Annotated in this window: 25 protein-coding genes; 12 read left to right on the top strand and 13 right to left on the bottom strand. The window is 64.4% G+C overall.

Going from position 1 to position 25406, the window contains the following annotated elements:
• Positions 1 to 22 precede the first annotated feature (22 nt).
• From DS839_RS17970 to DS839_RS17940, 7 genes are all read left to right on the top strand, one after another.
• The gene (locus tag DS839_RS17970; RefSeq protein ID WP_119271830.1) at positions 23 to 1573 is read left to right on the top strand and encodes a sugar ABC transporter ATP-binding protein; all 1551 of its coding nucleotides are present in this window, start codon (positions 23 to 25) and stop codon (positions 1571 to 1573) included.
• On the top strand, positions 1570 to 3627 hold the full coding sequence (locus DS839_RS17965; RefSeq protein WP_119271829.1) for an ABC transporter permease: 2058 nt from the start codon (positions 1570 to 1572) through the stop codon (positions 3625 to 3627). The genes DS839_RS17970 and DS839_RS17965 overlap by 4 nt, the downstream gene beginning before the upstream one ends.
• Positions 3628 to 3637: 10 nt before the next feature.
• On the top strand, positions 3638 to 4444 hold the full coding sequence (locus DS839_RS17960) for an SDR family oxidoreductase (protein WP_119271828.1): 807 nt from the start codon (positions 3638 to 3640) through the stop codon (positions 4442 to 4444).
• Complete coding sequence (locus tag DS839_RS17955) at positions 4428 to 5393, top strand: 3-hydroxyacyl-CoA dehydrogenase (protein ID WP_119271827.1); 966 nt, start codon at positions 4428 to 4430, stop codon at positions 5391 to 5393. The genes DS839_RS17960 and DS839_RS17955 overlap by 17 nt, the downstream gene beginning before the upstream one ends.
• A gap of 71 nt (positions 5394 to 5464) precedes the next feature.
• A complete protein-coding gene (kce, locus tag DS839_RS17950; protein ID WP_438816533.1) occupies positions 5465 to 6334 on the top strand; it encodes a 3,5-dioxohexanoate:acetyl-CoA acetone transferase in 870 nt (289 codons plus the stop codon).
• An 11-nt stretch (positions 6335 to 6345) separates the two neighbouring features.
• Positions 6346 to 7218: an SMP-30/gluconolactonase/LRE family protein gene (locus DS839_RS17945; RefSeq protein WP_119271825.1), complete on the top strand. Its 873-nt coding sequence runs from the start codon at positions 6346 to 6348 to the stop codon at positions 7216 to 7218.
• A 12-nt stretch (positions 7219 to 7230) separates the two neighbouring features.
• The gene (locus DS839_RS17940) at positions 7231 to 8109 is read left to right on the top strand and encodes an SMP-30/gluconolactonase/LRE family protein (protein ID WP_119271824.1); all 879 of its coding nucleotides are present in this window, start codon (positions 7231 to 7233) and stop codon (positions 8107 to 8109) included.
• On the opposite strand, the gene DS839_RS17935 is transcribed toward DS839_RS17940, so the two are convergent.
• On the bottom strand, positions 8106 to 8576 hold the full coding sequence (locus DS839_RS17935; protein WP_119271823.1) for a VOC family protein: 471 nt from the start codon (positions 8574 to 8576) through the stop codon (positions 8106 to 8108). The genes DS839_RS17940 and DS839_RS17935 overlap by 4 nt on opposite strands.
• Before the next feature lie 9 nt (positions 8577 to 8585).
• Entirely contained in the window at positions 8586 to 9329 is a 744-nt protein-coding gene (locus DS839_RS17930) for an SDR family NAD(P)-dependent oxidoreductase (protein WP_119271822.1), read from the bottom strand.
• Here DS839_RS17930 and DS839_RS36965 point away from each other — a divergent pair.
• The gene (locus tag DS839_RS36965) at positions 9257 to 9697 is read left to right on the top strand and encodes a VOC family protein (protein WP_119272071.1); all 441 of its coding nucleotides are present in this window, start codon (positions 9257 to 9259) and stop codon (positions 9695 to 9697) included. The genes DS839_RS17930 and DS839_RS36965 overlap by 73 nt on opposite strands.
• Here the strand turns inward: DS839_RS36965 and DS839_RS17920 are convergent.
• From DS839_RS17920 to DS839_RS17870, 11 genes are all read right to left on the bottom strand, one after another.
• Positions 9688 to 10464: an ATP-binding cassette domain-containing protein gene (locus tag DS839_RS17920; protein ID WP_119271821.1), complete on the bottom strand. Its 777-nt coding sequence runs from the start codon at positions 10462 to 10464 to the stop codon at positions 9688 to 9690. The genes DS839_RS36965 and DS839_RS17920 overlap by 10 nt on opposite strands.
• Positions 10461 to 11255, bottom strand: a complete 795-nt coding sequence (locus DS839_RS17915; protein ID WP_119271820.1) for an ABC transporter permease subunit — start codon at positions 11253 to 11255, stop codon at positions 10461 to 10463. The genes DS839_RS17920 and DS839_RS17915 overlap by 4 nt, the downstream gene beginning before the upstream one ends.
• Entirely contained in the window at positions 11255 to 12211 is a 957-nt protein-coding gene (locus DS839_RS17910) for a sulfonate ABC transporter substrate-binding protein (protein ID WP_438816532.1), read from the bottom strand. The genes DS839_RS17915 and DS839_RS17910 overlap by 1 nt, the downstream gene beginning before the upstream one ends.
• A 112-nt stretch (positions 12212 to 12323) precedes the next feature.
• Positions 12324 to 13544, bottom strand: coding sequence for an acyl-CoA dehydrogenase family protein (locus tag DS839_RS17905; RefSeq protein WP_119271818.1), 1221 nt, complete (start codon positions 13542 to 13544; stop codon positions 12324 to 12326).
• A 26-nt stretch (positions 13545 to 13570) separates the two neighbouring features.
• Positions 13571 to 14353 carry an ABC transporter ATP-binding protein gene (locus tag DS839_RS17900; protein WP_119271817.1) on the bottom strand — a complete coding sequence of 261 codons (783 nt, stop codon included), beginning with the start codon at positions 14351 to 14353 and terminating at the stop codon, positions 13571 to 13573.
• Between the two features lie 52 nt (positions 14354 to 14405).
• Positions 14406 to 15749 (bottom strand): ABC transporter substrate-binding protein, encoded by a 1344-nt coding sequence (locus DS839_RS17895; protein ID WP_119271816.1) that lies wholly within the window; start codon positions 15747 to 15749, stop codon positions 14406 to 14408.
• A 15-nt stretch (positions 15750 to 15764) separates the two neighbouring features.
• Entirely contained in the window at positions 15765 to 16829 is a 1065-nt protein-coding gene (locus tag DS839_RS17890; RefSeq protein WP_119272070.1) for a branched-chain amino acid ABC transporter permease, read from the bottom strand.
• 2 nt (positions 16830 to 16831) lie between these two features.
• Positions 16832 to 17713, bottom strand: coding sequence for a branched-chain amino acid ABC transporter permease (locus DS839_RS17885; protein WP_119271815.1), 882 nt, complete (start codon positions 17711 to 17713; stop codon positions 16832 to 16834).
• A 9-nt stretch (positions 17714 to 17722) separates the two neighbouring features.
• Positions 17723 to 18490 (bottom strand): ABC transporter ATP-binding protein, encoded by a 768-nt coding sequence (locus DS839_RS17880; protein ID WP_119271814.1) that lies wholly within the window; start codon positions 18488 to 18490, stop codon positions 17723 to 17725.
• Positions 18487 to 19524, bottom strand: a complete 1038-nt coding sequence (locus DS839_RS17875; protein WP_119271813.1) for an AMP-binding protein — start codon at positions 19522 to 19524, stop codon at positions 18487 to 18489. The genes DS839_RS17880 and DS839_RS17875 overlap by 4 nt, the downstream gene beginning before the upstream one ends.
• 8 nt (positions 19525 to 19532) lie before the next feature.
• A complete protein-coding gene (locus DS839_RS17870) occupies positions 19533 to 20954 on the bottom strand; it encodes an LLM class flavin-dependent oxidoreductase (RefSeq protein WP_119271812.1) in 1422 nt (473 codons plus the stop codon).
• A 223-nt stretch (positions 20955 to 21177) separates the two neighbouring features.
• On the opposite strand from DS839_RS17870, the gene DS839_RS17865 reads away from it, so the two are divergent.
• Genes DS839_RS17865 through ssuD form a run of 4 tightly spaced genes read left to right on the top strand, consistent with a single transcriptional unit; the run spans position 21178 to position 25403 of the window.
• Positions 21178 to 21696, top strand: coding sequence for a flavin reductase family protein (locus tag DS839_RS17865; protein ID WP_119271811.1), 519 nt, complete (start codon positions 21178 to 21180; stop codon positions 21694 to 21696).
• 24 nt (positions 21697 to 21720) lie between these two features.
• The gene (locus DS839_RS17860; RefSeq protein ID WP_119271810.1) at positions 21721 to 22938 is read left to right on the top strand and encodes an SfnB family sulfur acquisition oxidoreductase; all 1218 of its coding nucleotides are present in this window, start codon (positions 21721 to 21723) and stop codon (positions 22936 to 22938) included.
• Between the two features lie 10 nt (positions 22939 to 22948).
• A complete protein-coding gene (locus tag DS839_RS17855; RefSeq protein WP_119271809.1) occupies positions 22949 to 24199 on the top strand; it encodes an SfnB family sulfur acquisition oxidoreductase in 1251 nt (416 codons plus the stop codon).
• A 7-nt stretch (positions 24200 to 24206) separates the two neighbouring features.
• Complete coding sequence (ssuD, locus tag DS839_RS17850; protein ID WP_119271808.1) at positions 24207 to 25403, top strand: FMNH2-dependent alkanesulfonate monooxygenase; 1197 nt, start codon at positions 24207 to 24209, stop codon at positions 25401 to 25403.
• Positions 25404 to 25406: the final 3 nt, after the last annotated feature.

Below are 25406 nucleotides of genomic sequence, written 5' to 3'. Positions count from 1 at the left end.
TTTTGCCTTTTAGTCGTCGATCATGACCCAGCCCATGAGCAGCGCGAAACCTGCAATCGCCATGAATGGCGTGCGCAAGGCCTTCGGACCGACGGTCGCGGTCGATGACGTGTCCTTCACTATCGAATCCGGCAGCGTGCATGCGCTTCTCGGCGAGAATGGTGCCGGCAAATCGACCGTCGTCAAACTGCTCTCCGGCCTCGTCCAGCCGGATTCGGGCAGCATCGAAATCGCAGGAAACACAGTCAGCCTCGCATCGCCGAGGGCGTCGCACCGCCACGGCATCCAGACGGCCTTCCAGGAAATGACCCTGGTGCCGGACCTCTCCGTGCTCGACAATATGATGCTGCCCTATGCACCGATCGGCATCACCGGAACCATCAAGCGCCGGGCGGCGCGCGCCCAGATCAACAAGCATTTGCAGCGCATCGGATTCAGCATCGATCTCGACGCGCTGGTCGGCGAGCTCGACCTGGCGCTGCAGCAGAAGATCGAGATCGCGCGGGCGACCTATCGCGATCCCAACATCCTTCTGCTCGACGAGCCGACATCGACCTTGTCGGGCGGCGATGTCGACTGGCTCGGCCAATTGATCGCTGAGCTCAAGCAGGCCGGCAAGACCATCGTCTTCATCTCGCACCGCTTGCGCGAAGTGCGCGCCTTTTGCGACAGCCTCACCATCCTGCGCAACGGCCAGCACATCATGACGGGTGCGGCGAGCGACATCTCCGACAAGGACGTGATCGAGAAAATCGTCGGCCGGTCGATCGCCCAGACCTTCCCCGAGCGCCCGACGGATCCCTCCGTCTTCGGCCAGCCTGTGCTGTCCGCCCGCCAATTGAAAGCCGGCGACCGGCTCGAAGAAGCGAGCTTCGACCTGCGCAAGGGCGAGATCCTCGGTATTGCCGGGCTTCAGGGCATGGGTCAGCTCGACCTGTTCCATGCCTGCTTCGGCATGGCGGACATCACCCGGGGCGGCATCGAAGTCGACGGCCGCCCGGTCGCCATCACCTCGCCGGTCGATGCCATGCGGCCCAATATCGCCATCGGCTTCATGCCCGAGGACCGCAAGACCGAAGGCCTGTTCCTCAAGCTCGACGGCAAGGCCAATGCTTCGCTTCCCGTCATCGATCGTTTCGCGCGCAAGGGCCTCATCGATGCCGACGCAGAAAGAGCCGCCGTCGCCCAGGCTTTCGGCACGGTCGACGTGCATGAGCGCGCGCTATGGACCAGGGCCGGCGCCTTCTCGGGCGGCAACCAGCAGAAGATCGCGATCGCCAAATGGCTGGTGGCGCAAAGCCGCATCCTGCTGCTGTTCGATCCGACGCGCGGCATCGATGTCGGCACCAAGCATGAGCTCTATGTCATGATGCGCGATTTCACCAATCAGGGCGGCGCCATTCTGTTCCATTCGACCGAGATCCCCGAGCTCGTCCATCTCTGCGATCGGGTTCTGGTGCTTTATGCCGGCAGGATCGTCGCCGAGATCGACGGCAAAGGCTTAAGCGAGGGCGCCATCATGCGCCCGGCGCTCGGCCATGAGGACGCCAAGAGCCATGAGGCCGCGGCATGAGCATGGCGGTCGCAGCGACCTCTCCCTCCCGCCGCTTCATCTCGACCCATCGCGGCGTCGCCATCGCGGCCGCCGTGTTCCTGGTCCTGATCGCTATCGTCGATTTCATCAGCGCCGGTCCCCTCACCTATTTCGACATCTCGTTCCTGGCGAGCGGCGGGGCGGCTTCGGCGCTCGCCGCCATCGGCCAGACGATCGTCATCCTCTCCGGCGGCTTCGATCTGTCGGCCGGCGCCGTCATCTCGCTCGTCAATGCGGTCATGGCGCGGTCGATGGATCCCATGGATATGGAAGCGAGTGTGCTGCTGTGGACGCTGGTCGGCGTCGGCATCGGCATGGCGACGGGCGCCGTCAACGGCTTCTTCATCGCCGTTCTCCGCCTTCAGCCCATCGTGGTGACGCTCTCGACCATGTTCATCATCCAGGGCGTCACGCTTCTGGTGATGGACAAACCCGGCGGCTTCGTTTCGCCCTCGCTCGGCACCTTCTATCTGGGCGATGCCATCGTCGGATGGCTGCCCATGCCCATCGCCGTGGTGGGCGCGGTGCTGCTCGCCTGGGGCTGGCTCAAGAACACCAGGCTCGGCACGGCGATCTATGCGGTCGGCAGCGATCCCGATGCGGCGGCCGCGGTTGGCGTCTCGACCGTGCTCACCCGCTTCCTCGTCTATGTGATCGCCGGCGGATGCTATGGCCTGGCCGGCGTCTTCATCAGCGCCCAGACCGGCAGCGGCGATCCGCTGGTCGGCAATCCGCTTCTGCTTTCGATGTTCGCCGCGGTCGTCGTCGGCGGCACAAGGCTCGGCGGCGGCAAAGGCGGGCCGCTCGGCAGCGCCATCGGCGCCTATGTGCTGATGATCGTGGTCAATATCCTGCTGGTACTCAATGTATCGGCCTATTATTCGACCATCGCCGAAGCCTTGATCCTTATCCTCGCGGTGCTGGCGGGATCGATCTCGCCGACATCGACCTTGGCGCAGCAGCTTCGCACCTTGCGCACGCGGCTGCAGGCACGCCAGGCCGGACGGCTCGCCTCGCAACTGCCGGCAAGGGACCAGAGGCTCGCCATCGCCAAGCCGAGCAAGGCATCCGTCTCGGTGGCGCAGCCCTCCTTTCTCACCCGCAATGCCGAGATCCTGCGCTACGCCCTTCCGGCCTATGTCTGCTTCGCCATCGTCGTCCTGGTCACCCAGTTCTGGCTCGGCGGCGCCATCCTCAATCCGGGCTATTGGAACTCGCTGATCGTCCTCTCCTCGTTCCTCGCGATCATGGCGCTCGGGCAAGGCACCGTCATCCTGACCGGCGGGCTCGATCTCTCGGTGCCCTGGACCATTGGCCTCTGCGGCATCCTGCTCGCCGGCATGGTCAAGGGCTCGGATGCGGCTCTTCTCTATGCGCTCCCGACCGTGCTGCTGCTCGCTTGCCTGATCGGTCTCGTCAACGGCCTCGGCATCGTGTTCCTCGGCCTCTCGCCGATCGTCATGACGCTCGCCACCAACGGCCTGCTCCAGGGCGCGGCCCTCCTCTATTCCAACGGCACGCCCGACGGCTTCTCCTCGCCGATGCTGCGCTGGTTCATGACCGGCAAGATCTGGATTTTTACGCCCGTCGTCCTCTTCATGGTCGCCTTCGTCATCGGCGCCGTGGCACTGCTTGGCAGGACGCCATTCGGCCGGCGCGTCTATGGCATCGGCAACGGGGTCAGGGCGGCTGAGCTTTCCGGCATCGCCGTCGGGCGCACGCTGGTGCTCGTCTATATGCTGTCGTCGCTCTGCGCCGGCTTGGTCGGCGTGCTGCTCACCGGCTTTTCCGGCCAGGCGAGCCTCGGCATGGGCGATGACTATCTCCTGCCCTCGATCGCCGTCGTGGTCGTGGGCGGCGCCCTCATCACCGGCGGGCGCGGCCATTATCTCGGCATGCTGGGCGGCGTCCTGCTTCTGACCGGCTTGCAGACCTTCCTTGCCGGCACGACACTGCCCTATGCGACGCGCGCGATTCTCTTCGGACTCGTGGTGCTGGGAGCGGTGATCGCGCTGCGCGACAGAAAAACTTAAGGAGACTTTCATGAGCAACAAGGCCCCCGACTCGGCCGCCCAATTCCTTGCCGGGATAGAAGGCCAGCGCGTGCTGATCACCGCCGGCGCTTCCGGCATCGGCTTCGCCATCGCCAGCACGCTCGCCGCCTTGGGGGCGCGGATCGTGATCTGCGACATATCGGATGAGGCGATCGCCGAAGCGAAACGGGCTTTGCCGAAGCTCGTCGCCTGCAAGGCCGATGTCGCCGATGAGGCCGATGTCGACGCGATGTTCAAGCTCGCGGCCCGCGAATTGGGCGGGCTCGATGCGCTGATCAACAATGCCGGCATTGCCGGGCCGACCGGCGCCGTCGATGAGATCACGCCCGCCGACTGGCGGCGCTGCATCGATGTCTGCCTCACCGGCCAGTTCCTTTGCGCGCGCCTCGCCGTGCCGATGCTGAAGGCGGCGGGCGGCGGCTCGATCGTCAATATGTCCTCGGCCGCCGGACGGCATGGCTATGCGTTCCGCTCACCCTATTCCTCGGCAAAATTCGCCGTCGTCGGCTTCACCCAGAGCCTTGCCAAGGAGCTCGGACCATCGCTGATCCGGGTCAATGCCATTCTTCCCGGCATCGTCGAGGGTCCGCGCATCGACAGAGTGATCGCCGCGCGCGCCAAGCAGATCGGCATCAGCCATCAGGAGATGGAAAGGCGCTATCTCGAGCGCGTGTCGCTCAGGCGGATGGTGAGCCCCTACGACGTCGCCAGCATGGTGGCGTTCCTTCTGTCCGATGCCGGCATCAATGTTTCCGGACAATCCCTCGGAGTCGATGGCAATGTCGAAACTCTCTGAAAAACCAGCAACCGCGATCATCGGCTCGGGCTTCATCGGCCGGGCCTGGGCGATCAGCTTCGCCCGCGCGGGGTCGAGCGTCCGGCTGTGGGACCAGCAGGATGGCGCGCCGGAGAAGGCGCTCGACTATATTTCGGGCGTCCTCGACGATCTCGCCCGCAACGATCTCCTGAATGGCCAAACGCCGGACATGGTGCTCGCCCGTATCAAGCCGGCCAAGACACTCGAAGAGGCCGTGGCCGAGGCAAGCCATGTCCAGGAGAACACGCCCGAAGTGCTCGACACCAAGATCAAGGTGTTCCAGAGGCTCGATGCCGCGGCACCGCCCGAAGCGGTGCTGGCGAGCTCGACCTCGGCCCTCTTGCCGTCGCGCTTCACCGAAGGCCTCAAAGGCCGGCATCGCTGCGTCGTCGTCCATCCGATCAATCCGCCCTATCTGATCCCGGCCGCCGAAGTGGTGCCGGCCCCCTGGACATCGGCCGAGACGATGGAGCGCACCAGGCAATTCCTCATCTCAGCGGGCCATGCGCCGCTGGTGATGAAGAAGGAGCTCGACGGCTTCATCATGAATCGCATGCAGGGCGCCCTTCTCGAAGAGGCCTTCCGCCTCGTCGCCGACGGCTATGCCAGCGTCGAGGATGTCGATATCGGCATCCGCGACGGTCTCGCCCTGCGCTGGTCCTTCATGGGTCCCTTCGAGACCATCGACCTCAACGCGCCGGGCGGCGTGCGCGACTATGCCGAGCGCTATCAGGGCATCTACGAGAACCTGTTCCCGCAAATGCAGCGCCGGGTCGACTGGGCGGGCGCGGTCATGGACACGATCGAGCCGGAGCGGCGCAAGCATGTGCCGGCCGACCGGCTTCAGGAGCGCCAGATGTGGCGCGACAAGAGATTGATGGCATTGGCCGCGCACAAGAAGCGCGCCGCAAAGGAGATCGGAAATTGACTGCGACTGACACACATAAGGGCAAAGTCATCATCACTTGCGCGGTGACCGGCGCCATCCATACGCCGACCATGTCGCCCTATCTGCCGATCACGCCGGACGAGATCGCCAGCGAGGCGATCGCGGCGGCGGAAGCGGGTGCTGCCATCCTCCACCTCCATGCGCGCGACCCCGAGACCGGCAAGCCCGATCAGACGCCGGAAGCCTTCCAGCGCTTCCTGCCGCGCATCAAGCAGGCGACCAAGGCGGCGATCAACATCACCACCGGCGGCAGCCCCTATATGAAGGTCGAGGAGAGGGTGAAGCCTGCGGCCCAGTTCAAGCCCGAGGTCGCCTCCCTCAATATGGGCTCGATCAATTTCGGCCTCTATCACCTCGTCGCCAAATACAAGAGCTTCAAATTCGACTGGGAGAAGCCGCATCTCGAAGCGACGCGCGATCTCGTCTTCCGCAACAGCTTCAAGGACATCGAATATATCCTCGAGACCTGCTACGGCAACGGCACGCGCTTCGAGTTCGAATGCTACGACATCGCGCATCTCTATAACCTCGCCCACTTCGCCGATCGCGGCCTCGTCAAGCCGCCGCTCTTCGTGCAGTCGGTCTTCGGGCTCCTGGGCGGCATCGGCAGCCATCCGGAAGACGTCGCCCATATGAAGCGCACCGCCGACCGTCTGTTCGGCGCGAGCTATCGCTGGTCGGTGCTGGGCGCCGGCGCCGCGCAATTGCGCATCGCCGCACAAGCAGCCGCCCTTGGCGGCAATATCCGCGTCGGCCTCGAGGACAGTCTGTGGGCCGGCAAGGGCAAGCTCGCCACTTCCAATGCCGAGCAGGTGGCGCTGGCGCGCAAGATCATCGAGGGCCTCGGCATGCAGGTCGCGACCCCGGACGAAGCCCGCGAGATCCTGGCACTCAAGGGCGGCGACAAGGTTTCCTTCTAGGAGGACGTAGCATGCTGCGCATCGAGATTTTCAGCGAGGACCGCAACGCGCTCGGCGAAGGCCCCTTGTGGGACGTGGCGGAGCAGCGGCTCTACTGGATCGATTCCTACAAGCCTGCCGTCTATTCCGCTGATGTGAAAGGCGGCGACCGCAAGGAATGGCTCCTGCCCGAGCCCATAGGCTCACTCGCCTTGCGCGAGACAGGCGGCGCCATCGTCTCCTTGCGCAGCGGCTTCCATGCCCTCGATTTCAGGAACGGCAAGGTCACGCTGATCGCGGAGACGCAGCCGGGCGAGCTTACCCCCCGCATGAATGATGGCAAGGTCGACCGCCAAGGCCGATTCATCGCCGGCTCGATGGATTTCGAGGAACGGAACGGCGTCGGCAAATTGTTCCGGCTCGATCCCGACCTCAGCGTCCATGAGCTCGACCGCGATATCATCTGCTCCAACGGTCCCTGCTTCAGCCTCGACGGGAGGACGCTCTATTTCGCCGATACCGGCAAGAGGGTGATCTATGCCTATGACTACGACACTGAAACGGGTGGGGTGCGCTCGCGCCGCGTCTTCACCAGCTTCGAGAATTTGCGCGGCCTGCCCGACGGCGCGACGGTCGATTCTGAAGGCTATGTGTGGAGCACGGAGGTCTATTCGGGCCGGCTCATCCGCTTCGACCCGAACGGCGTCGTTGACCGCATCGTCGGCCTGCCGGTGCAGTCGACAACCAGCCTGATCTTCGGCGGGCCCGATCTCGACATCGCCTTCGTCACCTCGATGGCGCGGCCGTTCAACCACCAATACCACCGCGAGCGCGAGGCGGGATGCGTCTTCGCCGTCCACGGCCTCGGCGTGCGCGGTTTGCCCGAACCCCGATTCAAAGGATAATGGGAGGATCTCATGAAGATCGAAGTGCTGGTCGATGTGAAGACAACGCTGGGCGAAGGCCCCTTATGGGATGTCGAGCAGCAACGCCTCTACTGGATAGACGCAGCAGGCATGCGGGTCTTCCGGGCAACCGCACAGGGCACCGAGATCCGCGCCTGGGACGTGCCCTCGCGCGTCGGCTCGATCGCCATCCGCAAGGACGGCAAGGGCGCGATCTGCTCCCTGGCGAAAGGCTTCCATGCGCTCGATTTCACGACGGGGGATTGTCCTCTCATCGCCGAGATCGAGCCGGACACGCCCACCAACTGGATCAATGACGGCAAGGTGGACCGCAAGGGGAGGTTTTTTGCCGGCACGATGGACAGCCAGGAATCGGGACCCAGCGGCGCGCTCTATCGTCTCGATCCCGATCTCACAGTGACGAAAGTCGAAACGGGCATCATCGTGTCGAACGGGCCGTGCTGGAGCCCCGACGGCAACATCTTCTATTTCGCCGATTCCTGGTCGGGCGAGATCTGGGCCTATAACTATGACCAGAAGACGGGCGCGGTCTCAAACCGGCGCACTTTCGCCAAGCTCGACACCTCGACGGGCGGCGCCGCCGACGGCTCGACCGTCGATGCGGAAGGCTGCCTGTGGAACGCCCAGGTCTATGACGGCAAGGTCATCCGCTACACACCGCAGGGCGTGGTCGACCGGGTCATCGACATGCCGGTGAAGAAGGTGACCAGCGTGATGTTCGGCGGACCGAAGCTCGATGTCCTCTATGTGACGTCGATGGCGAAGCCGCCGCTGCCGCGCTTCCCGGGCGACGGCGTCCTGCGCGGCAGCCTCTTCGCCATCACCGGTCTCGGCATCAAGGGCGTTCCGGAGGCAAGGTTCGCCGGCTAAGCGGCGGTTGGCGGCATCACCTGGACCAGCTCGATGGTGAAGCCGTCGGGATCGCGCAGATAGAGCGCCAGCACTTCACCGGCCACGCCGCCCTTGAAGGTGACGGGCTCCGACACGATGGTGACGCCGGCGCGGCTCAAGCGCTCATAATCCTCGCGAATGGACGTGGTCTCGAGCGCCAGATGCGCCGAGCCCGTATCGCAGGTGCGGATGGCGAGACGCAGGCCGCGCGGATGGCGATATTCGATGAGCTCCAGATGATGGCCCGATATGCCGACGGGCGCGCCGGGCAGGCGCAGGAACGCGATGCGCAGATCGGCCTTGGGGAAGCCGACAACCATCTCGATCTCGACGCCCTGGCGCTCGCGCGTGCCGACAAGCTCGAACCCCAGGTGATCGCGATAGAAGGCCACGGAACGGTCGAGATTGTCGACCGTCCAGGACGTATGGAACACACTCTTCAGCATAAGCTTTCCTCAGATTACCAGATAGCCGCCATCGACCGGCAGCGTGACGCCATTGATGAAGCTCGCGGCCGGCGAGACGAGAAACACGACCGGTCCACCGATCTCCTCCGGCCGGCCGAAACGCTTGATCGGGCAGTGCCAATCGAGCCATTGGACATATTCAGGGTCGCCTGGGCCTCCCATCGCCGTCTCGATATAGCCGGGGGCAATGGCATTGACGCGAATGCCATAAGGTGCCAGCTCACGGCACATTTTCTGGGTGAGCGAGCGCACACCACCCTTGGAAGCAACATAGCCCGCATCGGCAAAGCCGCTGGTGAAGGCGACGACGGAAGAGATGTTGACGATCGAGCCCTTGGTCTCCTTCAGCGCGGCCAAGAAAGCGCGGGAGACATTGAAGACCCCGGTGAGATTGACAGCGATCGTATCGTCCCAGACTTTGGGCGCCGCCTGGTCGGCAAGCGGCACGTTCACGCCGATGCCGGCATTGTTCACCAGGATCGAGATCGGCCCCACCTCGCGGGTGATTCGCTCGGCAAGGGCCTCGACGCCGGCCCGATCGGTCACATCGAGCCTTTCGCCGATACAGTCGAGACCCTTCTCGCCAAGGGCCGAGGCGGCAGCGGCGGCCCGCTCCGCATGGATGTCGGCGATGACGATCCTGGCCCCTTCCTTGGCCAATGCCTCGGCAATGGCGAAGCCGATCCCTTGCGCCGCACCCGTCACCAGCGCCAGTTGTCCTTTCAGTATCATCTTCCGCGTCCTTCCCGCCGTCGTCAGTCTTTGCCGCCGACCGTGATCAAATAGACCGCCGAGACGAGCGTCAACAGCATCGATCTCCGTCGGACCCACCGAAACACCACCAGCTCGAGCTCATCGAATATGTGTCGCCGCAAGGCACGACGCTCGACACCAAGACCTGCAATGTCGGGTCGGCCCATCTCGCGCTCGCGACGGACAGCATCCAGGAGACATATGAGCGGCTTTCGCGTCTCGGCGTCTATTTCGTCTCAGCCCCGGTGCGCATGGAGACGGGACCTTCCGCCAACACCTATGCCTGCTATTTGCGCGATCCCGACGGCTTCACCATCGAGCTGGTCCAGCCGCCCTCTCAGACATAGCCCAATATGATGTTCTGAAGCCGGCTCGTCTCCGGGCTGGCACGCCGCGGCCGCGGCAGATCGATCGGCAGGTCGAGCGCCACATGTCCGTCCTTCAGCACGATGACGCGATCCGCCAGCGCAATGGCCTCGCTCACATCATGGGTGATGAGGACCGTGGTGAAGAGATGCTCCGACCAGATGCGCGCCAGCAGATCATGCATCTCGGCACGGGTCAGCGCGTCGAGCGCGCCAAAAGGCTCATCCAGCAGCAGGACGCCCGGCCGGCTCACCAATGCGCGCGCCAGCGCCACACGCTGCTTCTGCCCGCCGGACAGGACGGAGGGCCAGTCGCGAGCGCGATCGGCCAAGCCCACATCATGCAACGCCTGCCGCGCCGTCTCGCGCCAGCCTGGCTCGCGCGCAATGCCGACATTGCCCTCGACCGTCTGCCACATCAGCAGGCGTGGATCCTGGAACAGCAACCGCACCCGGTCCTGCAAGCCACGCACCGGCTCATCTTCGATCTTCAGCACGCCGTGCGATGAGGGATCGAGACCGGTGATCAGACGCAGCAAGGTGGTCTTGCCGCAGCCCGAGCGGCCGACGACGGCGACGAACTCAGAAGCCGCGATGGACAAGGAAATGGATTTCAGAACCGCGCGCTCGCCAAAACTCTTCGAGACGGCGTCGAGCTCGATCGGCAGGCCCAAACCGCCCGATATTACTTTCCGCCGAGGCGGCTCGATCCCGACCGGCTTGAGCTGAAGATTGGAGGCAAGCTTCATGCGCTTAGGCCCGCATTGGCCTGATAGCTCGGATGCCAGGCGAGCGCCCGGCGCTCGAGCGCACGTGTCGCCGTATCGGCAAGCTTGCCGAGCAGCGCATAGACGATAATGCCGAGAAGCACGACGTCGGTCTGCATGAACTCGCGCGCGTTCATCGTCATATAGCCGATTCCGGAAGAGGCCGAGATCGTCTCGGCGACGATGAGGGTCAGCCACATGATGCCGAGCGCATAGCGCAAGCCGACCAATATCGAGGGCAACGCGCCCGGCAGGATGATGCGCCACAGCAAGGAAGCGGGCTTGAGCCCATAGACGCGCCCCATCTCGATCAGGCCGCGATCGACGGTCTTCACGCCGTGATAGGTGTTGAGATAGATCGGGAACAGGACGCCGATCGCGACCAGGAAGATCTTCGCCGCCTCCTCGATGCCGAACCACAGAATGACGAGCGGGATGATCGCCAGATGCGGCACGTTGCGCAGCATCTGCATGCTCGAATCGAAGAGCTTCTCCGCCGGCGGCCACAGGCCGTTCACCATGCCGAAGAGAAAGCCGATCGAGCCGCCGATCAGAAGCCCCTTCACGGCGCGCTCGGTCGAGATGAGCGTGTTGGCCCACAGCGAGCCGTCGCGCAGGCCGGCGATGAAGGCCAAGGCGACGGCGCTCGGCGCCGGCATGAGCCTCGTGCTCAACAGGCCGCTTCGCGCGGCCAATTCCCACAGCACGACCAGGAGCACCGGCAACAGCCAGGTGAGAGCCTTGTCGAGAGCTGTGGCCAGAGCTTTGTCCATCAACCGATCTTCGCCACCGCATCGGCGATGGAGATCGGCTTGGGGATGAGGCCCAGCTTGTGGAAAGCATCGGCGATCTCCTGCTGGCCCTTGACGACCTCGCCGCTCAGCGTCGTGATGCCGAAGGTCTGCCGCGCCAGGGCGATCTTCAGGATCGGCGCCGGGATGCCGACGCTCGCCGCCAATTGATCGGCGACGGCATCGGTATTGCCATTGGCCCATTGATCGAGCTCGGCGATCTGCGCCAGAAGGACGTCGATCGCCTTGCCATGGCCGGAAATGAAGTCGCTTGTGCCGAGATAGAATTGATGGTTGGCCACCAGGCCTTCGCCATTGGCGAGAGTCCGCGCCCCGGTTGCGGCTTCGGCCGCGGCCTGGAACGGATCCCAGATCACCCAGGCATCGACCGAGCCCTGCTCGAAGGCGGCGCGCGCATCGGCCGGGGGCAGGAACTTGGTCTCGATATCGGCATAGGAGACGCCGGCTTTTTCCAGCGCCTTGACCAGCAGGTAATGGACATTCGAGCCCTTGTTGAGCGCCACCTTCTTGCCTTTGAGGTCGGCCACGCTCCGGATGGCGCTGTCCTTGGGAACGAGGATGGCCTCGCCCTTGGGTGCCGGCGGCTCATGCGCCACATAGACGAGGGGGGCGCCCGCGGCCTGCGCGAAGATCGGCGGCGCCTCGCCGGTCGATCCGAAATCGATGGCGCCGACATTCAGCCCTTCGAGGAGCTGCGGGCCCGCCGGAAATTCCGTCCAGGTCACGCCATAGCCCAACGGTTCGAGGGTCTTTTCGAGCGTGCCCTTGCCCTTGAGCAGGATCAGCGTGCCATATTTCTGGAAGCCGATGCGGAGCGTCTTTTGATCGGCGAGCGCCGGTTGCGAGACCTGATAGGAGGCAAGGCCAAGCGCGCCTCCGGCTGCCGCCGACAACAGCCCACGCCGTGAAAACCTCAAGGTCATCTCATCGCTCCATCAATGCCCAATTTGCCGGAGAGGTTACCCAGCGCGACGGGCCGAAGCGGAATCAAATAACCTAAAGTATTCGGTTACATTTCCTGACTGGGTCTCAGCCTTCGCCCGGCAGCCAGAGATAGGGCGGGGCCGTCTGGTTGACCGCATAATCGCCGACGACCCGCTCTTTATATATAGCCGGATTGTGGGAGGAGATGGTGCGGGCATTGCGCCAGTGGCGATCGAGGCTCACCTGCACACTGGTCGCCGAGGCGGCCAGCGCGTTGAAGATGCCGGTGGTCGAGTCCAGGACCAGCTTGGAGACGACGATCTGGCCCTCGGCCGCCTCGAGCTCGGCTGCGAAATTGGCGGCCGTGACCGCCTCCTCATCACCTTCCTTCGCCGTGTCATAAGCGAACTGCAAAGCGCTGGCGACCTTGTGAGTGATGGCGCCCGCGGCATAGGCCGCGGCATGGGCCTGTCCCACCACTTGCAGGACCTGCGGATCCTGACGCGGCACGCGTGACGTCGCATGGGTGAAGGTGCGCGTTCGCTTGGCGACGTGCTCCGCCACCTCGTCTGCCGCGGCTCGCGCGATCCCGGTCAGGGTCGCGAGATGGACGGTCTGGTAGAAGGCGGCCTGATATTTGAACCGGTCATCGCCGGTGAGCACATTCTCGAAAGGAAGCTCGATCTCCTGATAGATCGACGTGCCGCTGCCGGTGAGCTTCTGGCCAAAACCATCCCAATCATCGCGCTGGGTGAGCCCTGCGGCCGAGGTCGGGACGACGGCGACCACGACCTTGTCCTCAGGCCCCGTGCCGACAAGCTCGATCCAGTCGGCGAAGAGCGAGCCGGTCGAATAATACTTCTCGCCATTGACCACCCAGCCCTCGCCCCGGCGCCTGATCGTCGTGGCGAATGTGCCGGCCTTGGCCTTGCCGCGCTCGGTGAAGCCGCCGCCGAAAATGTCGCCCACGGCCAGTTGCTTGAACCAGCGCGCCCGACGCTTCAAATCGCGGCTCGCCAGCACATCCTCGACCGCGCCGAAATGCGATCGCAAGATCTGGGTAAAATTGGAATCGGCCCGCGCCAGCTCGCTCAGGAGCTCGAAGAGCTCGGGCAAGGTCGCGCCATAGCCGCCTTCGGCCTCGGGCACGCGCAGCGCCCCGAAACGCAACTCCTTGAGCCAGCCGATCTCCTTGTAAGGCAGCAAACGTGCGATCTCGCGCGCGATCGTGCCTTCCTCTATGCGCGCGAAAACGGGGCGGAAGATTCCCGCCAACTCCTCATAGCGCGCGGTGGGGCCCCTGCCCCATGCATTGGTCGTCGTCATGAACTCACCTCGATGAAACAGTTCGGTCAATGCCGCGTCGGCCGGACGACCGCGCTCGCATTGCCGCCCAGATAGATGTCCTTGATGTCGTCGCGCGCGACGAGCTCGGCCGCCGGACCCGACGCCACGACACGGCCGGTCTCCAGCACATAGGCGTGATCGGCATAGCGCAGCGCCAGATTGGCATTCTGCTCGGCCAACAGGAAGCTCACACCGCTGTCGCGATTGAGCCCGCGCACGATCTCGAAAATCTCCTCGACGATGAGTGGCGCCAGCCCCATGGACGGCTCGTCCAGGAGGACGAGGGTCGGGCGTGTCATCAGCGCCCGGCCGATCGCCACCATCTGCTGCTCGCCGCCGGAGGTCAGGCCGGCACGCGATTGTCGGCGCGTCTTGAGGCGCGGGAACCAGGCATAGATGCGCTCGAGGCCGCTGGCGATCTCTGCTTTGGATAGCCCGCGCACATAAGCACCGGTGATCAGATTCTGCTCGACGGTGAGCTGCGGGAAGACGTGGCGGCCCTCCAGCACCTGCACCAGGCCATCGGAGACGAGCGCGGATGGATCGCGGTCTGAGATGTCCCGGCCCTGCCAGCGGATCGCGCCCTCGATCACCTTGCCGCGCTCCGAACGGATCAGGTTGGAGATCGCCTTGAGCGTCGTCGACTTGCCGGCGCCATTGGGCCCGAGTAGCGCCACGACGGCCCCCTTGTCGACGGCGAGCGACACGCCGCGCAGAGCGAGGATGACTCCGCCATAGACGGCTTCGACATTCTCGACGGCAAGAAAGGGTTCAGAGTTTGAGGCCATTGGTTTCTCTTGCGAGGGCCGGCTATCCCCGGACGACCGGCCCTCTCTCGCGTCAGTTGCTGACATCCGGGCGCGGCGTGATGCCCTTTTCCTTGGCATAGGCCGCGGCACGCTCATAGATCAACGGCAGCAGCAATTCGCGGTCCGAGCGGACCCAACCATTGCTGACGATGTTCCACTTCTCGCCGTCCCACTGCAGGATCTTGCCGGCGCCGCCGCCCTCATGGTCCTTGATCGACAGCTCGAGCGGCTGGACCAGGCCCAGGGCACCGATCTCCTTCAGCCGCGCATCGTCGAGCTTCAGATTCTCGAGACCCCATTGGGCTTCCTCGCCGGTCACCGGGCGATTGCCGAATTTCGACTGCGCCTTGCGGATCGCCTCGACCGAGACGATCGCCTCGATGACGCCGGAATTATAGTAGACCGAGCCGAAGCTCTTGGGATCCTTGAGGTCGCTCAAGCCCTTGTCGACAACGTGCTGCTTGAGGCGCTTCAAGATGTCGAAGTCGGCACCCGCCGGGAACGGCGTCACCGCCTTGTAGCCCTTGCCCACGGCGCCTGCGGGCCGCACATCCTCTTCCGAGCCCGACCAGATGCCGCCAATGATGTGATCGACCGGGAAGCCGGTCTTGGCCGCGGTCTTGATCGCGACCGGTGTCATGACGCCCCAGCCGCGCAGGAAGACGTAATCGGGCTTCAACTGGCGGATCTTCGCCCATTGCGCCGACTGCTCATTGCCGGGATGCGGCACGGGGATCTGGATGTTCTCGAAACCATAGGTCTTGGCGAGATAGTCCAGCGGGACCTGGGTCTCCTTGCCATAGGGGCTGTCGTGATAGACGGTCGCGATCTTGAGGCCTTTGAGCTTGTCCTTGCCGCCTTCGATCTCGGCGACGTGGTTGATCACCGAGGAGGCTTCCGACCAGAAGCTGAACAGCACCGGGAAGGAATAGGGGAAGACGCGGCCGTCGATCGATTCGGTGCGGCCGTAAGCGATGGTGATCTGGGGAATCTTGTCGGCCACCGTCTTTTCGGTCAGCGCCTTGGAGATGGGATCGCCATGCGGCAGGAAGATCGGCACCGGCGAACCGTCCTTGCCGGCCTTCACGCGCTCATAGCATTCGACACCCTTCTCGACTTCCCATTCGGTCTCGCATTCATCCCAGAACAGCTTGACGCCGTTGATGCCGCCTTCGACCTCGTTGATGTAGCGGAAATAATCGATCTCGCCGGCCCAGACCGGGATGCCGCTCGAGGCATAGGCGCCGACGCGGAAGGTGGCGAGCGGGAAATATTGCTGCTTGGCCTCTTCAGCGCTCGCAGCAAGCGGGATGGCAGTCAATGCAAGGGCCGCGAAAGCGAGCCGTCGCAAGGTCTTCGTCACAGTGTGGGGCATGCATGGTCTCCGTGGTTATGATTTGAACGGCCAGAGCGACAGGCGTCGGCGGAATTTGATGATGAGAGCGGCGAGCCCATTCGGCTCTTTGATCAGGAAATAGACGATGAGCGCGCCGAACAGGATCTTCTGCAGGTTCTCCGACTGGCCGGCATCGATGGCGCCTGAGAGGAAGGTGGCCGAGAGGTTGCTGATCAGGATCGGCACCAGGATGACGAAAGCCGAGCCGATGAAGGCGCCCCAGATCGAACCCATGCCGCCAATGATGATGATGAAGAGCACGGTGAAGGAGCGGTCGAGATCGAAGGAGCGGGCATCGACGGTGCCGAGATAGGCAAAGGCCCAGAGTGCTCCCGCAATGCCGATCACGAAGGAGGAGATGGCGAAGGAGGCGAGCTTGTTGAAGGCGATGGGAATGCCGGCGACGGCCGCCGCGGTGTCCATGTCACGGATCGCCATCCAGTTGCGCCCCACCTGGCTGGTGACGAGGTTCCAGGCGAGCCAGGTCAGGATGACGACGCTGGTCAGGGTCAGGAGATAGCGACCGAGCGGGGTCGAGAGATCGCTTCCCAGAAATTCGAGCTTCGGCGCCGAGATGGAGCCCGAGGTCGTGTAATTGGAGAACCAGCCATATTGGTTGAAGAGCCAGGGCAGGAAGAACTGGGCGGCGAGCGTCGAGGCGGTGAGGTAAAAACCCTTGATCCTGAGGCTCGGCAGGCCGAACACGACGCCGGCGAGACCAGCGAACAGGCCGCCGATGACGAAGCTCACCGGCAGCGGCAAATCGGGGGCGCGCAGTAGCACATTATAGGTGGCAAAGGCGCCGACCGACATGAAGGCGCCGGTGCCGAGCGAGGCCTGCCCGGCATAGCCCGTGAGCAGATTGAGGCCGAGGCCGGCCAGCGCCATGATCAGGAACGGGATCAATATGGCGTTGAACCAGTAGTCGTCGACGACGAAGCCCAGCGCATAGGCCGCAAGCACGAGGCCCAGAGCCGCGATCGGCCCTCCCTTCCACCGGCGCAGCACCTCCAACTTCTCGGCGGCGTCGGTCCGCCCCTCGGCGGCAAGCGCTATCATGATCATACCCTTTCGATGGCGCGTTCGCCGAACAGGCCGGACGGGCGGGCGAGCAGGAAGGCGAGCGCCACCACATAGGCGAACCAGGTCGAGACCGAGCCGCCGAGCAGATCGCCGAGATAGATCTCGGCGAGGCTCTCGCTGGCGCCGATCAGCAATCCGCCGACAATGGCGCCGGCGATCGAGGTGAAGCCGCCGATGATGAGAACGGGTAGCGCCTTCAGCACTACGAGGGTGAGCGAGAACTGCACGCCCTGGCGCGCGCCCCAGAGAAGGCCCGCCACGAGGGCGACGAGGCCGGCGACACCCCAGACGATGCGCCACAGGACCGGCAGGCGGATGCCGATCGACTGGGCCGCCAGCGGATCATCGGCGATGGCGCGCAAGGAAATGCCGATGCGTGTCAGGTTGAAGAACAGCGACAGAGAGACGACCAGCGCGCCCGCGGTCAGCGCCGCCAGGAGATCGAACTGGCTGACGAGGATGGGACCGGTCTCAATCGGCACGTCGTCGATGCCGAGATTGAGCTCATGAACGCTCGCCCCCATCAGGAGCTGGGCCAGGCCCTCGATCACGAAAGAGAGACCCAGCGTCGCCATGAACAGGGTCAGGTCGGACTGGTTGATGAGCGCGCGCAGCACGAAGCGCTCGATCGCGATCGCGCCCAGGACCATGATGACGAGGGTTGCGAGAAGGGCCGGCGCGAAGCCCCACTCCGCCTCGCGCAGCGTCACGAAAGTGAGCGCCGCGAAGAGGACCATGGACCCTTGCGCGAAGTTGAAGATGCCGGAGGCCTTGTAGATCAGGACGAAGCCGATGGCGACCAGCGAATACATGACACCCGCCAGGAGGCCGCCCACGAGTGTCTCAAGGAAGAAGCTCATCCCATTTCCTCAATGCACGGTGCCGAGATAGGCGGCGATGACATCGGGGTTGCCACGCACCTCGGCCGGCGTCCCGTCGCCGATCTTGCGGCCGTAATCGAGCACGATGACATGATCGGAGAGCCCCATGACCACGCCGATATCGTGCTCGATCAGCACGATCGTGGTGTGGAGCTCGCGGTTGACATCGAGGATGAAGCGGCTGATCTCGCGTTTCTCGTCGTGGTTCATGCCGGCCATCGGCTCATCGAGCAGAAGCAGGCGCGGGCGCGAAACCAGCGCGCGGGCAAGCTCGACGCGCTTCTGCAGGCCATAGGGCAACTGCCCGACGATCTCGTCGCGCAAGGCCGCGATCTCGAGGAATGCGATCGTGTCCTCGGCGAGATCGCGGAAACGCCGTGTCTCGCCGGCCGAACGGCCAAGGCGGAATGTGTGCTCGAGAAGGCTCGCCTCGGCCTTGCGGGTAAGGCCCGCCAGCACATTGTCGAGCACCGTCAGGCGCTTGAACAGCGCGTTGTTCTGGAAGGTGCGGCCGATGCCGAGCCGGGCGGCGCGGCGCGGTGATCCGCGCAAGGTCTCGCCGGCAAAGGCGATCTCGCCCGCCTCATTCCGATAGACGCCGTTGATGACATTGAGCAGCGAACTCTTGCCGGCGCCGTTCGGACCGATGAGCGCGCAGATCTCGCCGTCGGCGACATCGAAGGAAATGGCCGTCAGCGCCTTGATGCCCTTGAAGGACAACGAGACGTCGCGGATCGAGAGCAGATCTCCGCTCATCGGGCTGCAGCCGCCGCCACGAGCGGGCGTGGATAGGATTTCTCCGGCGGGGGAGCGACGATGCGCTCCGACGGGAAGCGCTGGCCGACGAGAAAGGTCGCTATGTCGAGTTGGTGGAACAGGGCCGGCGTCCTGCCCGCCCCATGTCCCAGATGGACATCGATATAAGCGAGGCGCCCGAGGCCCAGCCGGTTGCGCAGCCGGTACCGCGTCAGCGAAAACCATGGCGCGCGCCCACCGCGCAACGCACCATCCACGAGCCGCCCCGCAAGGGAATTGCGCTCCGGCAGGCGCTCGCGAATCGCGCGCTCATTGAATTCGAGACGAGCGGGCGAGGCGATCCAGCTCTCCGGCGCAAGCTCGAGCCGGTCGCGGGAGGCCGCGGCCAGGAGTTCGGGCAGGCCGACCGGTTCACCCGAGGCAACCCAGTGATCAAGCAGGATGTCGAGACCATCGAACCAGTCTGTCGACTCCTCGAACCACGTCACCGGCAAGGACCTGCCGCTCGCCGGCACCACCTTGCCGATCGACCATCGGGCCGGTTCGCCGAGTGTCCGGAGATTGGCGAGCGTCACGATGCCGTCGGCGGGCGGCCGGCTGTCGGGAGTCGTGTGATCGAAGACGATCGGGATGCGGCGCCGGTTATGCTCGCTCCAGCGGGCCACCGTGTCGCGGCCCTGGCCGATCACCAGATCGACGGAAGGGTCGTCGAGCACACGGTCGAGCTCCGCCGCCGATGCGCTCAGCGGGACGGAGAGGATCGCGCCTCCGGCGGCGCGAATGGCCGCCGCGACGAGAAAGAGCTGCGCGGTGATCTCGCCATCGACGGCGACCTGCCCGCCTGGAGAGAGACCGAGAGACTTGAGGCCCGCGGCCAGGCGGTCGATCTCATCGAGCACATGACCCCAGCGCCGGACGATCCAGACGCCGCGCTTCTTATGCAGAAGGGCCGGCGCGCCCGGATCGCGGCGCGCGGTGGCGATCAGCCGGTCGGCAAAAAGCTTGTCGTCGGTGTCTGTCAGTCGCCGGTTCATAGCGGGCCTCACGCGGTTTCGCGAATGCGGGAAACGGAGGCGGGCGCCTTCGCCTCGCGGCGTTTCACGGCTTCGATGTCGCGATATTGAGCGGCGGGGTGCGGCGCCTGCAGATAAGGCCCGTCACCGAAGAGCTTGTCGCGCAGCGTGCCTGGCCGATAGGCCTTGGGATAGGCGCCGCGGCGCTGCAGTTCGGGGACGACATAGCCGACGACATCCTCGAAGGTCTCGGGCGTCACCGCATAAGCGAGGTTGAAGCCGTCGACATCGGTGTCGGCGACCCATTCCTGCAAGGTGTCGGCGATACGCGACGGCGAGCCGACGAAGACGGGCCCGAGCCCGCCAATGCCGCCGAACTTCGCCAGCTCCTCGATCGACCAGGCTTTATCCTTGCCGGCAAAGTGCTCGACCATGGAGATGATGGCATTGGTCTCGACCTTCTTGACGAGGTCGGTCGGCGCATATTGGCCGAAGTCGATGCCGCTCCAGCCCGACATGAAGACCAGCGCGCCGTCATAGGAAGCATATTTCCTGTAGTCTTCGAATTTGGCTTGAGCCTTCGCATCGGTCTCGTCGGTGATGATGGTGGCGAGGTTGTAGATATAGAGTTTCCGCGGATCGCGGCCGGCCTTGGCGGCCCTTCCGCGAATATCGCTCACATAGGCCTTGAGGAGGGACTTCGTCGGCGCCGCGACGAAAATGCATTCGGCGTGATTGGCGGCGAATTCCTTGCCGGGACCCGAGGCGCCCGCCTGATAGAGGACCGGAGTCCTCTGCGGCGAAGGCTCGGTGAGCTGATAGCCGGGCACGTCGAAGAATTTTCCCTTATGGCCGATCTCATGGACCTTGTCGGGATGGGTAAAGATGCGCTTCTCGCCGTCGCGCACCACAGCGCCCTCTTCCCAGCTGCCCTCGAGGAGCTTGTAGAGCACTTCCACATATTCGGCTGCGACCTCATAGCGATTGTCGTGCCGCCGCAACCCACCCTCGCCGACATTCTTGGCCCCGCTTTCGAGATAGGAGGTGACGATGTTCCAGCCGACGCGACCCTTGGTGTGGTGATCGGCGGTCGCGATCCGGCGGGCGAAAGTATATGGGTGCTCGAAGGAGGTCGATGCGGTGATGCCGATGCCGAGATGCTCGGTCGCCAGCGCGATGGGAGCGGCAAGCTGCAAGGGGTCGTTGACCGGGATCTGCGCCGCCTGCTCGATCGCGTGGTAGTTCGATCCCTTGTACACGTCATAATAGCCGATCACATCGGCGATGAAGATGCCGTCGAACACGCCTTTCTCGAGCGTGCGGGCGAGATCCTGCCAGTAATCGAGGTCCTTGTACTTCCACGACTTGTCGCGCGGATGCGCCCACAGGCCGGGCGATTGATGGCCGACGCAATTCATGTCGAAGGCGTTGAAACGGATCTGGCGGGTCATGAACAAACTCCTCAAGAGAGCGCATTTGCTAACCTCGCCACGCCTTCACCAGCAATTGAGAATTGCTAAAGAGCTCGGCAAACAAAACTGCCGGGCTCCATCCGCTCCCTGCCAATTGAGAATTGCTAAAGCCCGGCACAAAGAAAACTCGGAGCGACGGCAAGCCCCATGAACTAAATTTCCCGCCTGTCACCATTCATCCATCGAGACGAGAGTCCAGCCTATGACCATTGCCGTGAGGTCGCCCTTGGATTTCACCGATCACGCCCAATCCTTGCGCGATGCGATGCGCCATGTCGCGGGGGGCGTCAGCGTCATCACCGCCGGCGTCGGCCAAGACCGCACCGGGCTTACCGTGACCTCGGCCATATCGCTGTCGCTCGATCCGCCGACCATGATCGTCTGCGTCAATCGCGGCGCCTCGTCCTGGCCGGTGATCCAGAAGCACCGGCATTTCTGCGTCAACATCCTGGGCCACGCCCATCGCGAGGTCGCCGAGCGCTTCGCCGGCCGCGACGGCATCAAAGGTCCCGAGCGCTATGCCGGCGCCTCCTGGACCACGCTCGCCACCCAGGCCTCGGTGCTCGACGGCGCCATCGCGGCAATCGATTGCGCGGTCGAGGAATTCATCGAGCGGCACAGCCATGCGATCGTCATCGGCGAGGTCAAGGCCGTGCGCGTGAACGGGGGCGAGCCCCTCGTCTATGGCCATGGCCGTTACGGCAGCTTCGCCAGCGCGTGATGTGATTTTTCAGGAGAGGCTAATATGACGAGCGAACCGCAGCCGAGCTTCGAGCTCAACCCCAGTGCCCATGTGATCAAGTCGGACGAGGAAGCGATCGCGCTGGCGCGGGCCCTGGCGGCGGAATTCGCCGCCGAGGCGGCCGAGCGCGACCGCACGCGGCGCCTGCCCGTCCAGGAGCTCGACCGCTTCTCGGGCAAGGGCCTGTGGGCCATCACGGTGCCCAGAGCCTATGGCGGCGCCGAAGTCTCTTTCGCGACACTGGCGGAAGTCATCAAGATCATCTCGGCCGCCGATCCCTCGATCGGCCAGATGCCGCAGAACCATCTGGCGGCGCTCGATGCCATTCGCGCCACCGCCTCCGAGGCCCAGAAGAAGTGGTGGTTCAGCCGCGTGCTCAAAGGCTACCGCCTCGGCAATGCCTTTTCCGAAGCCAAGAGCCGCCATGTCGGCGCCTTCGAGACGACGCTCACGCCGGATGGCGACGGTTTTGTCGTCAAGGGCGAGAAATTCTATGCGACCGGCGCGCTCTTCGCCCATTACATCCACATCGGCGCCGTCAGCCCCGAGGGCAAAGTCCATCTCGCCATCGTGCCGCGCGACGCGCCAGGCCTCACCATCATCGACAGCTGGTCGAGCTTCGGCCAGCGCACCACCGCCAGCGGCAATGTCAGGATCGACAATGTCCGCGTCGACCCGCTGGGCGTGATCCCGGCCTATCTCGGCGGCGAGAACCCTTCCTCCAACGGTTCCGTGTCGCAGATCATCCAGGCCGCGGTCGACGCCGGCATCGCGCGGGCCGCGATCGAGGAGACCATCCGCTTTGTGCGCAAGCACACCAGGCCGTGGATCGACTCAGGGCAAGAGCATGGCCATGAGGACGTGTTCAGCATCTCGCAGATCGGCGATCTCGAGATCAAGCTCCACGCCGCCGAGGCCGTGCTCACGCGCGCCGGCAAGGCGATCGACAGCATCATCCGGCACCCGACCGACGATACGGTCGCCGAAGTCTCGGTCAAGGTCGCCGAGGCCAAGGTGCTGACCACCGAGATCGCCATCCTCGCCACGAATAAGCTGCATGAGCTCGGCGGCACGCGCTCGACCCTGGCTGAGCATAATTTCGACCGTCATTGGCGCAATGCCCGCACCCATACGCTGCACGATCCGGTGCGCTGGAAATATTTCCATATCGGCAACTACGCCTTGAACGGCGTCAATCCACCCCGCCATGCCTGGAATTGAGGTTCACGACATGACCGTTCAGCTCGCCACCGCCGCCCGCGATCCAGCACTTGAATTCCGCATACCGGCGCCGCGTCAGCAGGCGGCGCGCATCATCCGCTCGGACGACGAGGCCATCTCCGTCGCGCATGAGGTCGCCGCTCATCTCGCCAAAGGCGCCGCCGAGCGCGACCGTGACAGGCGGCTGCCTTACGAGGAAATGGACCTCCTCTCCGATGCGGGCCTCCTTGCCATCACGGTGCCCAGGGAATTCGGCGGGGCCGAGGTCAAAGCGGGCACCCTCGCCGAGGTCATGGCCATCATCTCGGCCGCCGACGGCTCGATCGGCCAGATCCCGCAGAACCACTTCTTCATGCTGGAGGCCTTGCGGCTCGTCGGCACGCCGGAGCAGAAGCATTTCTTCTACAAGGGCGTGCTTGCGGGCGAGCGGCTGGGCAATGCCCTTTCCGAGCTCGGCACCAAGACGGCGCAGGACCATGCCACGAAGATCAGCAAGGATGGCGAGAGCTTCAGGCTGAACGGCCGAAAATTCTATTCGACCGGCGTGCTCTTTGCCCATTGGATCGCGGTCGTCGCCAATAATGACGAGGGCAAGAGCACGCTTTCCATCATTCCGCGCGACAGCGAAGGCATCACCATCGTCGATGACTGGTCGGGCTTCGGCCAGCGCACCACCGGCTCCGGCACCACGATCCTGGAGAACGTGCCGGTCCATCCCTTCTCCGTCCTGCCCTTCCACCAGCTTTTCGAGACGCCGAGCTCAATGGGACCGCATGCGCAGATCATGCATGCGGCTGTCGACCAGGGCATTGCGCGAGGCGCGCTCGAGGAGACGATCCGCTTCGTGCGGCAATATACGAGGCCGTGGAAGGAAAGCGGGGTCGAGCATGGCTATGAGGACCCGCATATCATCGCCGAAGTGGGCCAGGTGAAGATCGCGGTCGACGCCGCCGATGCGCTGCTGGCGCGCGCCGGCGACTTCGTCGACGAGACGGTCGACAACCCGACCGTCGACACCGTCGCTGCCGCATCCATCGCCGTCGCCGAGGCGAAGGTCGCGGCGACCGATGCCTCGCTTTTGGCCGGCAGCAAGCTCATCGAGCTCGGCGGATCGCGATCCACCCTCGCAGAATTCAACCTCGACCGCTATTGGCGCAATGCCCGCACCCATACGGTGCACGACCCGGTGCGCTGGAAATACCGCGTCATCGGCAATTACTGGCTGAACGGCGTCAACCCGCCGCGGCACGGAGCTGTTTGAGAGACCCATGACACAACAAATCGACCTTCCGCCACCTGCCCCGGCAACGGACGTGCTGTGGTTCCTGCCGACCCATGGCGACGGACGCTATCTCGGCAGCGAGATCGGCGCCCGCCATGTGTCGCTCACCTATCTGGGACAGATCGCGCGCGCCGCCGACGAGCTCGGCTATTATGGCGTCCTCTTGCCCACGGGCCGCTCCTGCGAGGATTCCTGGGTCATCGCCTCGGCCATGGTGCCCTTGACCCAGAGGCTGCGCTATCTCATGGCGGTGAGGCCCGGCCTCAGCGAGCCCGCTTTCGCGGCGCGCATGGCGGCGACCCTAGACCGGCTGTCGAACGGACGCCTTCTCATCAATGTGGTGACGGGCGGCGATCCGCTCGAGCTCAAGGGCGACGGCGTCTTCCTCGACCATGACGAGCGCTATGCCGTGACCGATGAGTTCCTTACCATCTGGCGCCGCCTTCTTACCGGCGAGGAAGTGACCTATGAGGGCAAGCACCTCAAGATCGAGAAGGGCAAGCTGCTCTATCCACCGGTGCAGAAGCCTTATCCGCCACTTTATTTCGGCGGCTCATCGGATGCCGGCAACAAGGTCGCGGCCGACCATGTCGATGTCTATCTGACCTGGGGTGAGCCGCCTCATCTCGTGGCGGAGAAGCTCGCCAAGGCCAAGGCGCTGGCCGCAACCACCGGGCGTAGCTTTTCCTACGGCATCCGGCTCCATGTCATCGTGCGCGAAACCTCAGCCGAGGCCTGGCGCGCCGCCGATGACCTCATCTCCAGGCTCGACGACGACACCATCGCCACGGCGCAGAAGGCTTTCGCCCGCTTCGATTCCGTCGGCCAGCAGCGCATGTCGCAGCTTCATGGCGGCAAGCGCGACAAGCTCGAAGTGAGTCCCAATCTCTGGGCCGGCGTCGGATTGGTCAGGGGTGGGGCCGGGACAGCACTGGTCGGCAATCCGGACGAGGTCGCGGCTCGCATGAAGGAATATATGGCGCTCGGCATCGACCGTTTCATCCTGTCGGGCTATCCGCATCTCGAGGAATGCTACCGCTTCGCCGAGCTGGTCTTCCCCAAGCTGCCGCTCAAGGCGACGACCGGCAATGATCTGGGCCCTGCCCGCAATGCCGGACCCTTCGGCGAGGTGATCGCCAATGTCGTGGCGCCGTCCGAGCGCAAGGCGGTAGCGGCCGGCTGATCC

Source organism: Taklimakanibacter deserti, from assembly GCA_003574785.1.
This window is presented reverse-complemented; position numbering and strand designations above follow the sequence as displayed.

Excerpts from the sequence above, each read along its gene's own strand:
- DS839_RS17855 (WP_119271809.1), top strand. The coding sequence starts at position 22,949 with ATGACCGTTCAGCTCGCCACCGCCGCCCGCGATCCAGCACTTGAATTC.
- DS839_RS17865 (WP_119271811.1), top strand. The coding sequence starts at position 21,178 with ATGACCATTGCCGTGAGGTCGCCCTTGGATTTCACCGATCACGCCCAA.
- DS839_RS17870 (WP_119271812.1), bottom strand. The coding sequence starts at position 20,954 with ATGACCCGCCAGATCCGTTTCAACGCCTTCGACATGAATTGCGTCGGC.
- DS839_RS17915 (WP_119271820.1), bottom strand. The coding sequence starts at position 11,255 with ATGGACAAAGCTCTGGCCACAGCTCTCGACAAGGCTCTCACCTGGCTG.
- DS839_RS17960 (WP_119271828.1), top strand. The coding sequence starts at position 3,638 with ATGAGCAACAAGGCCCCCGACTCGGCCGCCCAATTCCTTGCCGGGATA.
- DS839_RS17920 (WP_119271821.1), bottom strand. The coding sequence starts at position 10,464 with ATGAAGCTTGCCTCCAATCTTCAGCTCAAGCCGGTCGGGATCGAGCCG.
- DS839_RS17880 (WP_119271814.1), bottom strand. The coding sequence starts at position 18,490 with ATGAGCGGAGATCTGCTCTCGATCCGCGACGTCTCGTTGTCCTTCAAG.
- DS839_RS17895 (WP_119271816.1), bottom strand. The coding sequence starts at position 15,749 with ATGCCCCACACTGTGACGAAGACCTTGCGACGGCTCGCTTTCGCGGCC.
- DS839_RS17940 (WP_119271824.1), top strand. The coding sequence starts at position 7,231 with ATGAAGATCGAAGTGCTGGTCGATGTGAAGACAACGCTGGGCGAAGGC.
- DS839_RS17890 (WP_119272070.1), bottom strand. The coding sequence starts at position 16,829 with ATGATAGCGCTTGCCGCCGAGGGGCGGACCGACGCCGCCGAGAAGTTG.
- kce (WP_438816533.1), top strand. The coding sequence starts at position 5,465 with ATGTCGCCCTATCTGCCGATCACGCCGGACGAGATCGCCAGCGAGGCG.
- DS839_RS17875 (WP_119271813.1), bottom strand. The coding sequence starts at position 19,524 with ATGAACCGGCGACTGACAGACACCGACGACAAGCTTTTTGCCGACCGG.
- DS839_RS17860 (WP_119271810.1), top strand. The coding sequence starts at position 21,721 with ATGACGAGCGAACCGCAGCCGAGCTTCGAGCTCAACCCCAGTGCCCAT.
- DS839_RS17905 (WP_119271818.1), bottom strand. The coding sequence starts at position 13,544 with ATGACGACGACCAATGCATGGGGCAGGGGCCCCACCGCGCGCTATGAG.
- DS839_RS17955 (WP_119271827.1), top strand. The coding sequence starts at position 4,428 with ATGTCGAAACTCTCTGAAAAACCAGCAACCGCGATCATCGGCTCGGGC.
- DS839_RS17970 (WP_119271830.1), top strand. The coding sequence starts at position 23 with ATGACCCAGCCCATGAGCAGCGCGAAACCTGCAATCGCCATGAATGGC.
- DS839_RS36965 (WP_119272071.1), top strand. The coding sequence starts at position 9,257 with ATGCCTCGGCAATGGCGAAGCCGATCCCTTGCGCCGCACCCGTCACCA.
- DS839_RS17935 (WP_119271823.1), bottom strand. The coding sequence starts at position 8,576 with ATGCTGAAGAGTGTGTTCCATACGTCCTGGACGGTCGACAATCTCGAC.
- DS839_RS17900 (WP_119271817.1), bottom strand. The coding sequence starts at position 14,353 with ATGGCCTCAAACTCTGAACCCTTTCTTGCCGTCGAGAATGTCGAAGCC.
- ssuD (WP_119271808.1), top strand. The coding sequence starts at position 24,207 with ATGACACAACAAATCGACCTTCCGCCACCTGCCCCGGCAACGGACGTG.
- DS839_RS17965 (WP_119271829.1), top strand. The coding sequence starts at position 1,570 with ATGAGCATGGCGGTCGCAGCGACCTCTCCCTCCCGCCGCTTCATCTCG.
- DS839_RS17945 (WP_119271825.1), top strand. The coding sequence starts at position 6,346 with ATGCTGCGCATCGAGATTTTCAGCGAGGACCGCAACGCGCTCGGCGAA.
- DS839_RS17885 (WP_119271815.1), bottom strand. The coding sequence starts at position 17,713 with ATGAGCTTCTTCCTTGAGACACTCGTGGGCGGCCTCCTGGCGGGTGTC.
- DS839_RS17930 (WP_119271822.1), bottom strand. The coding sequence starts at position 9,329 with ATGATACTGAAAGGACAACTGGCGCTGGTGACGGGTGCGGCGCAAGGG.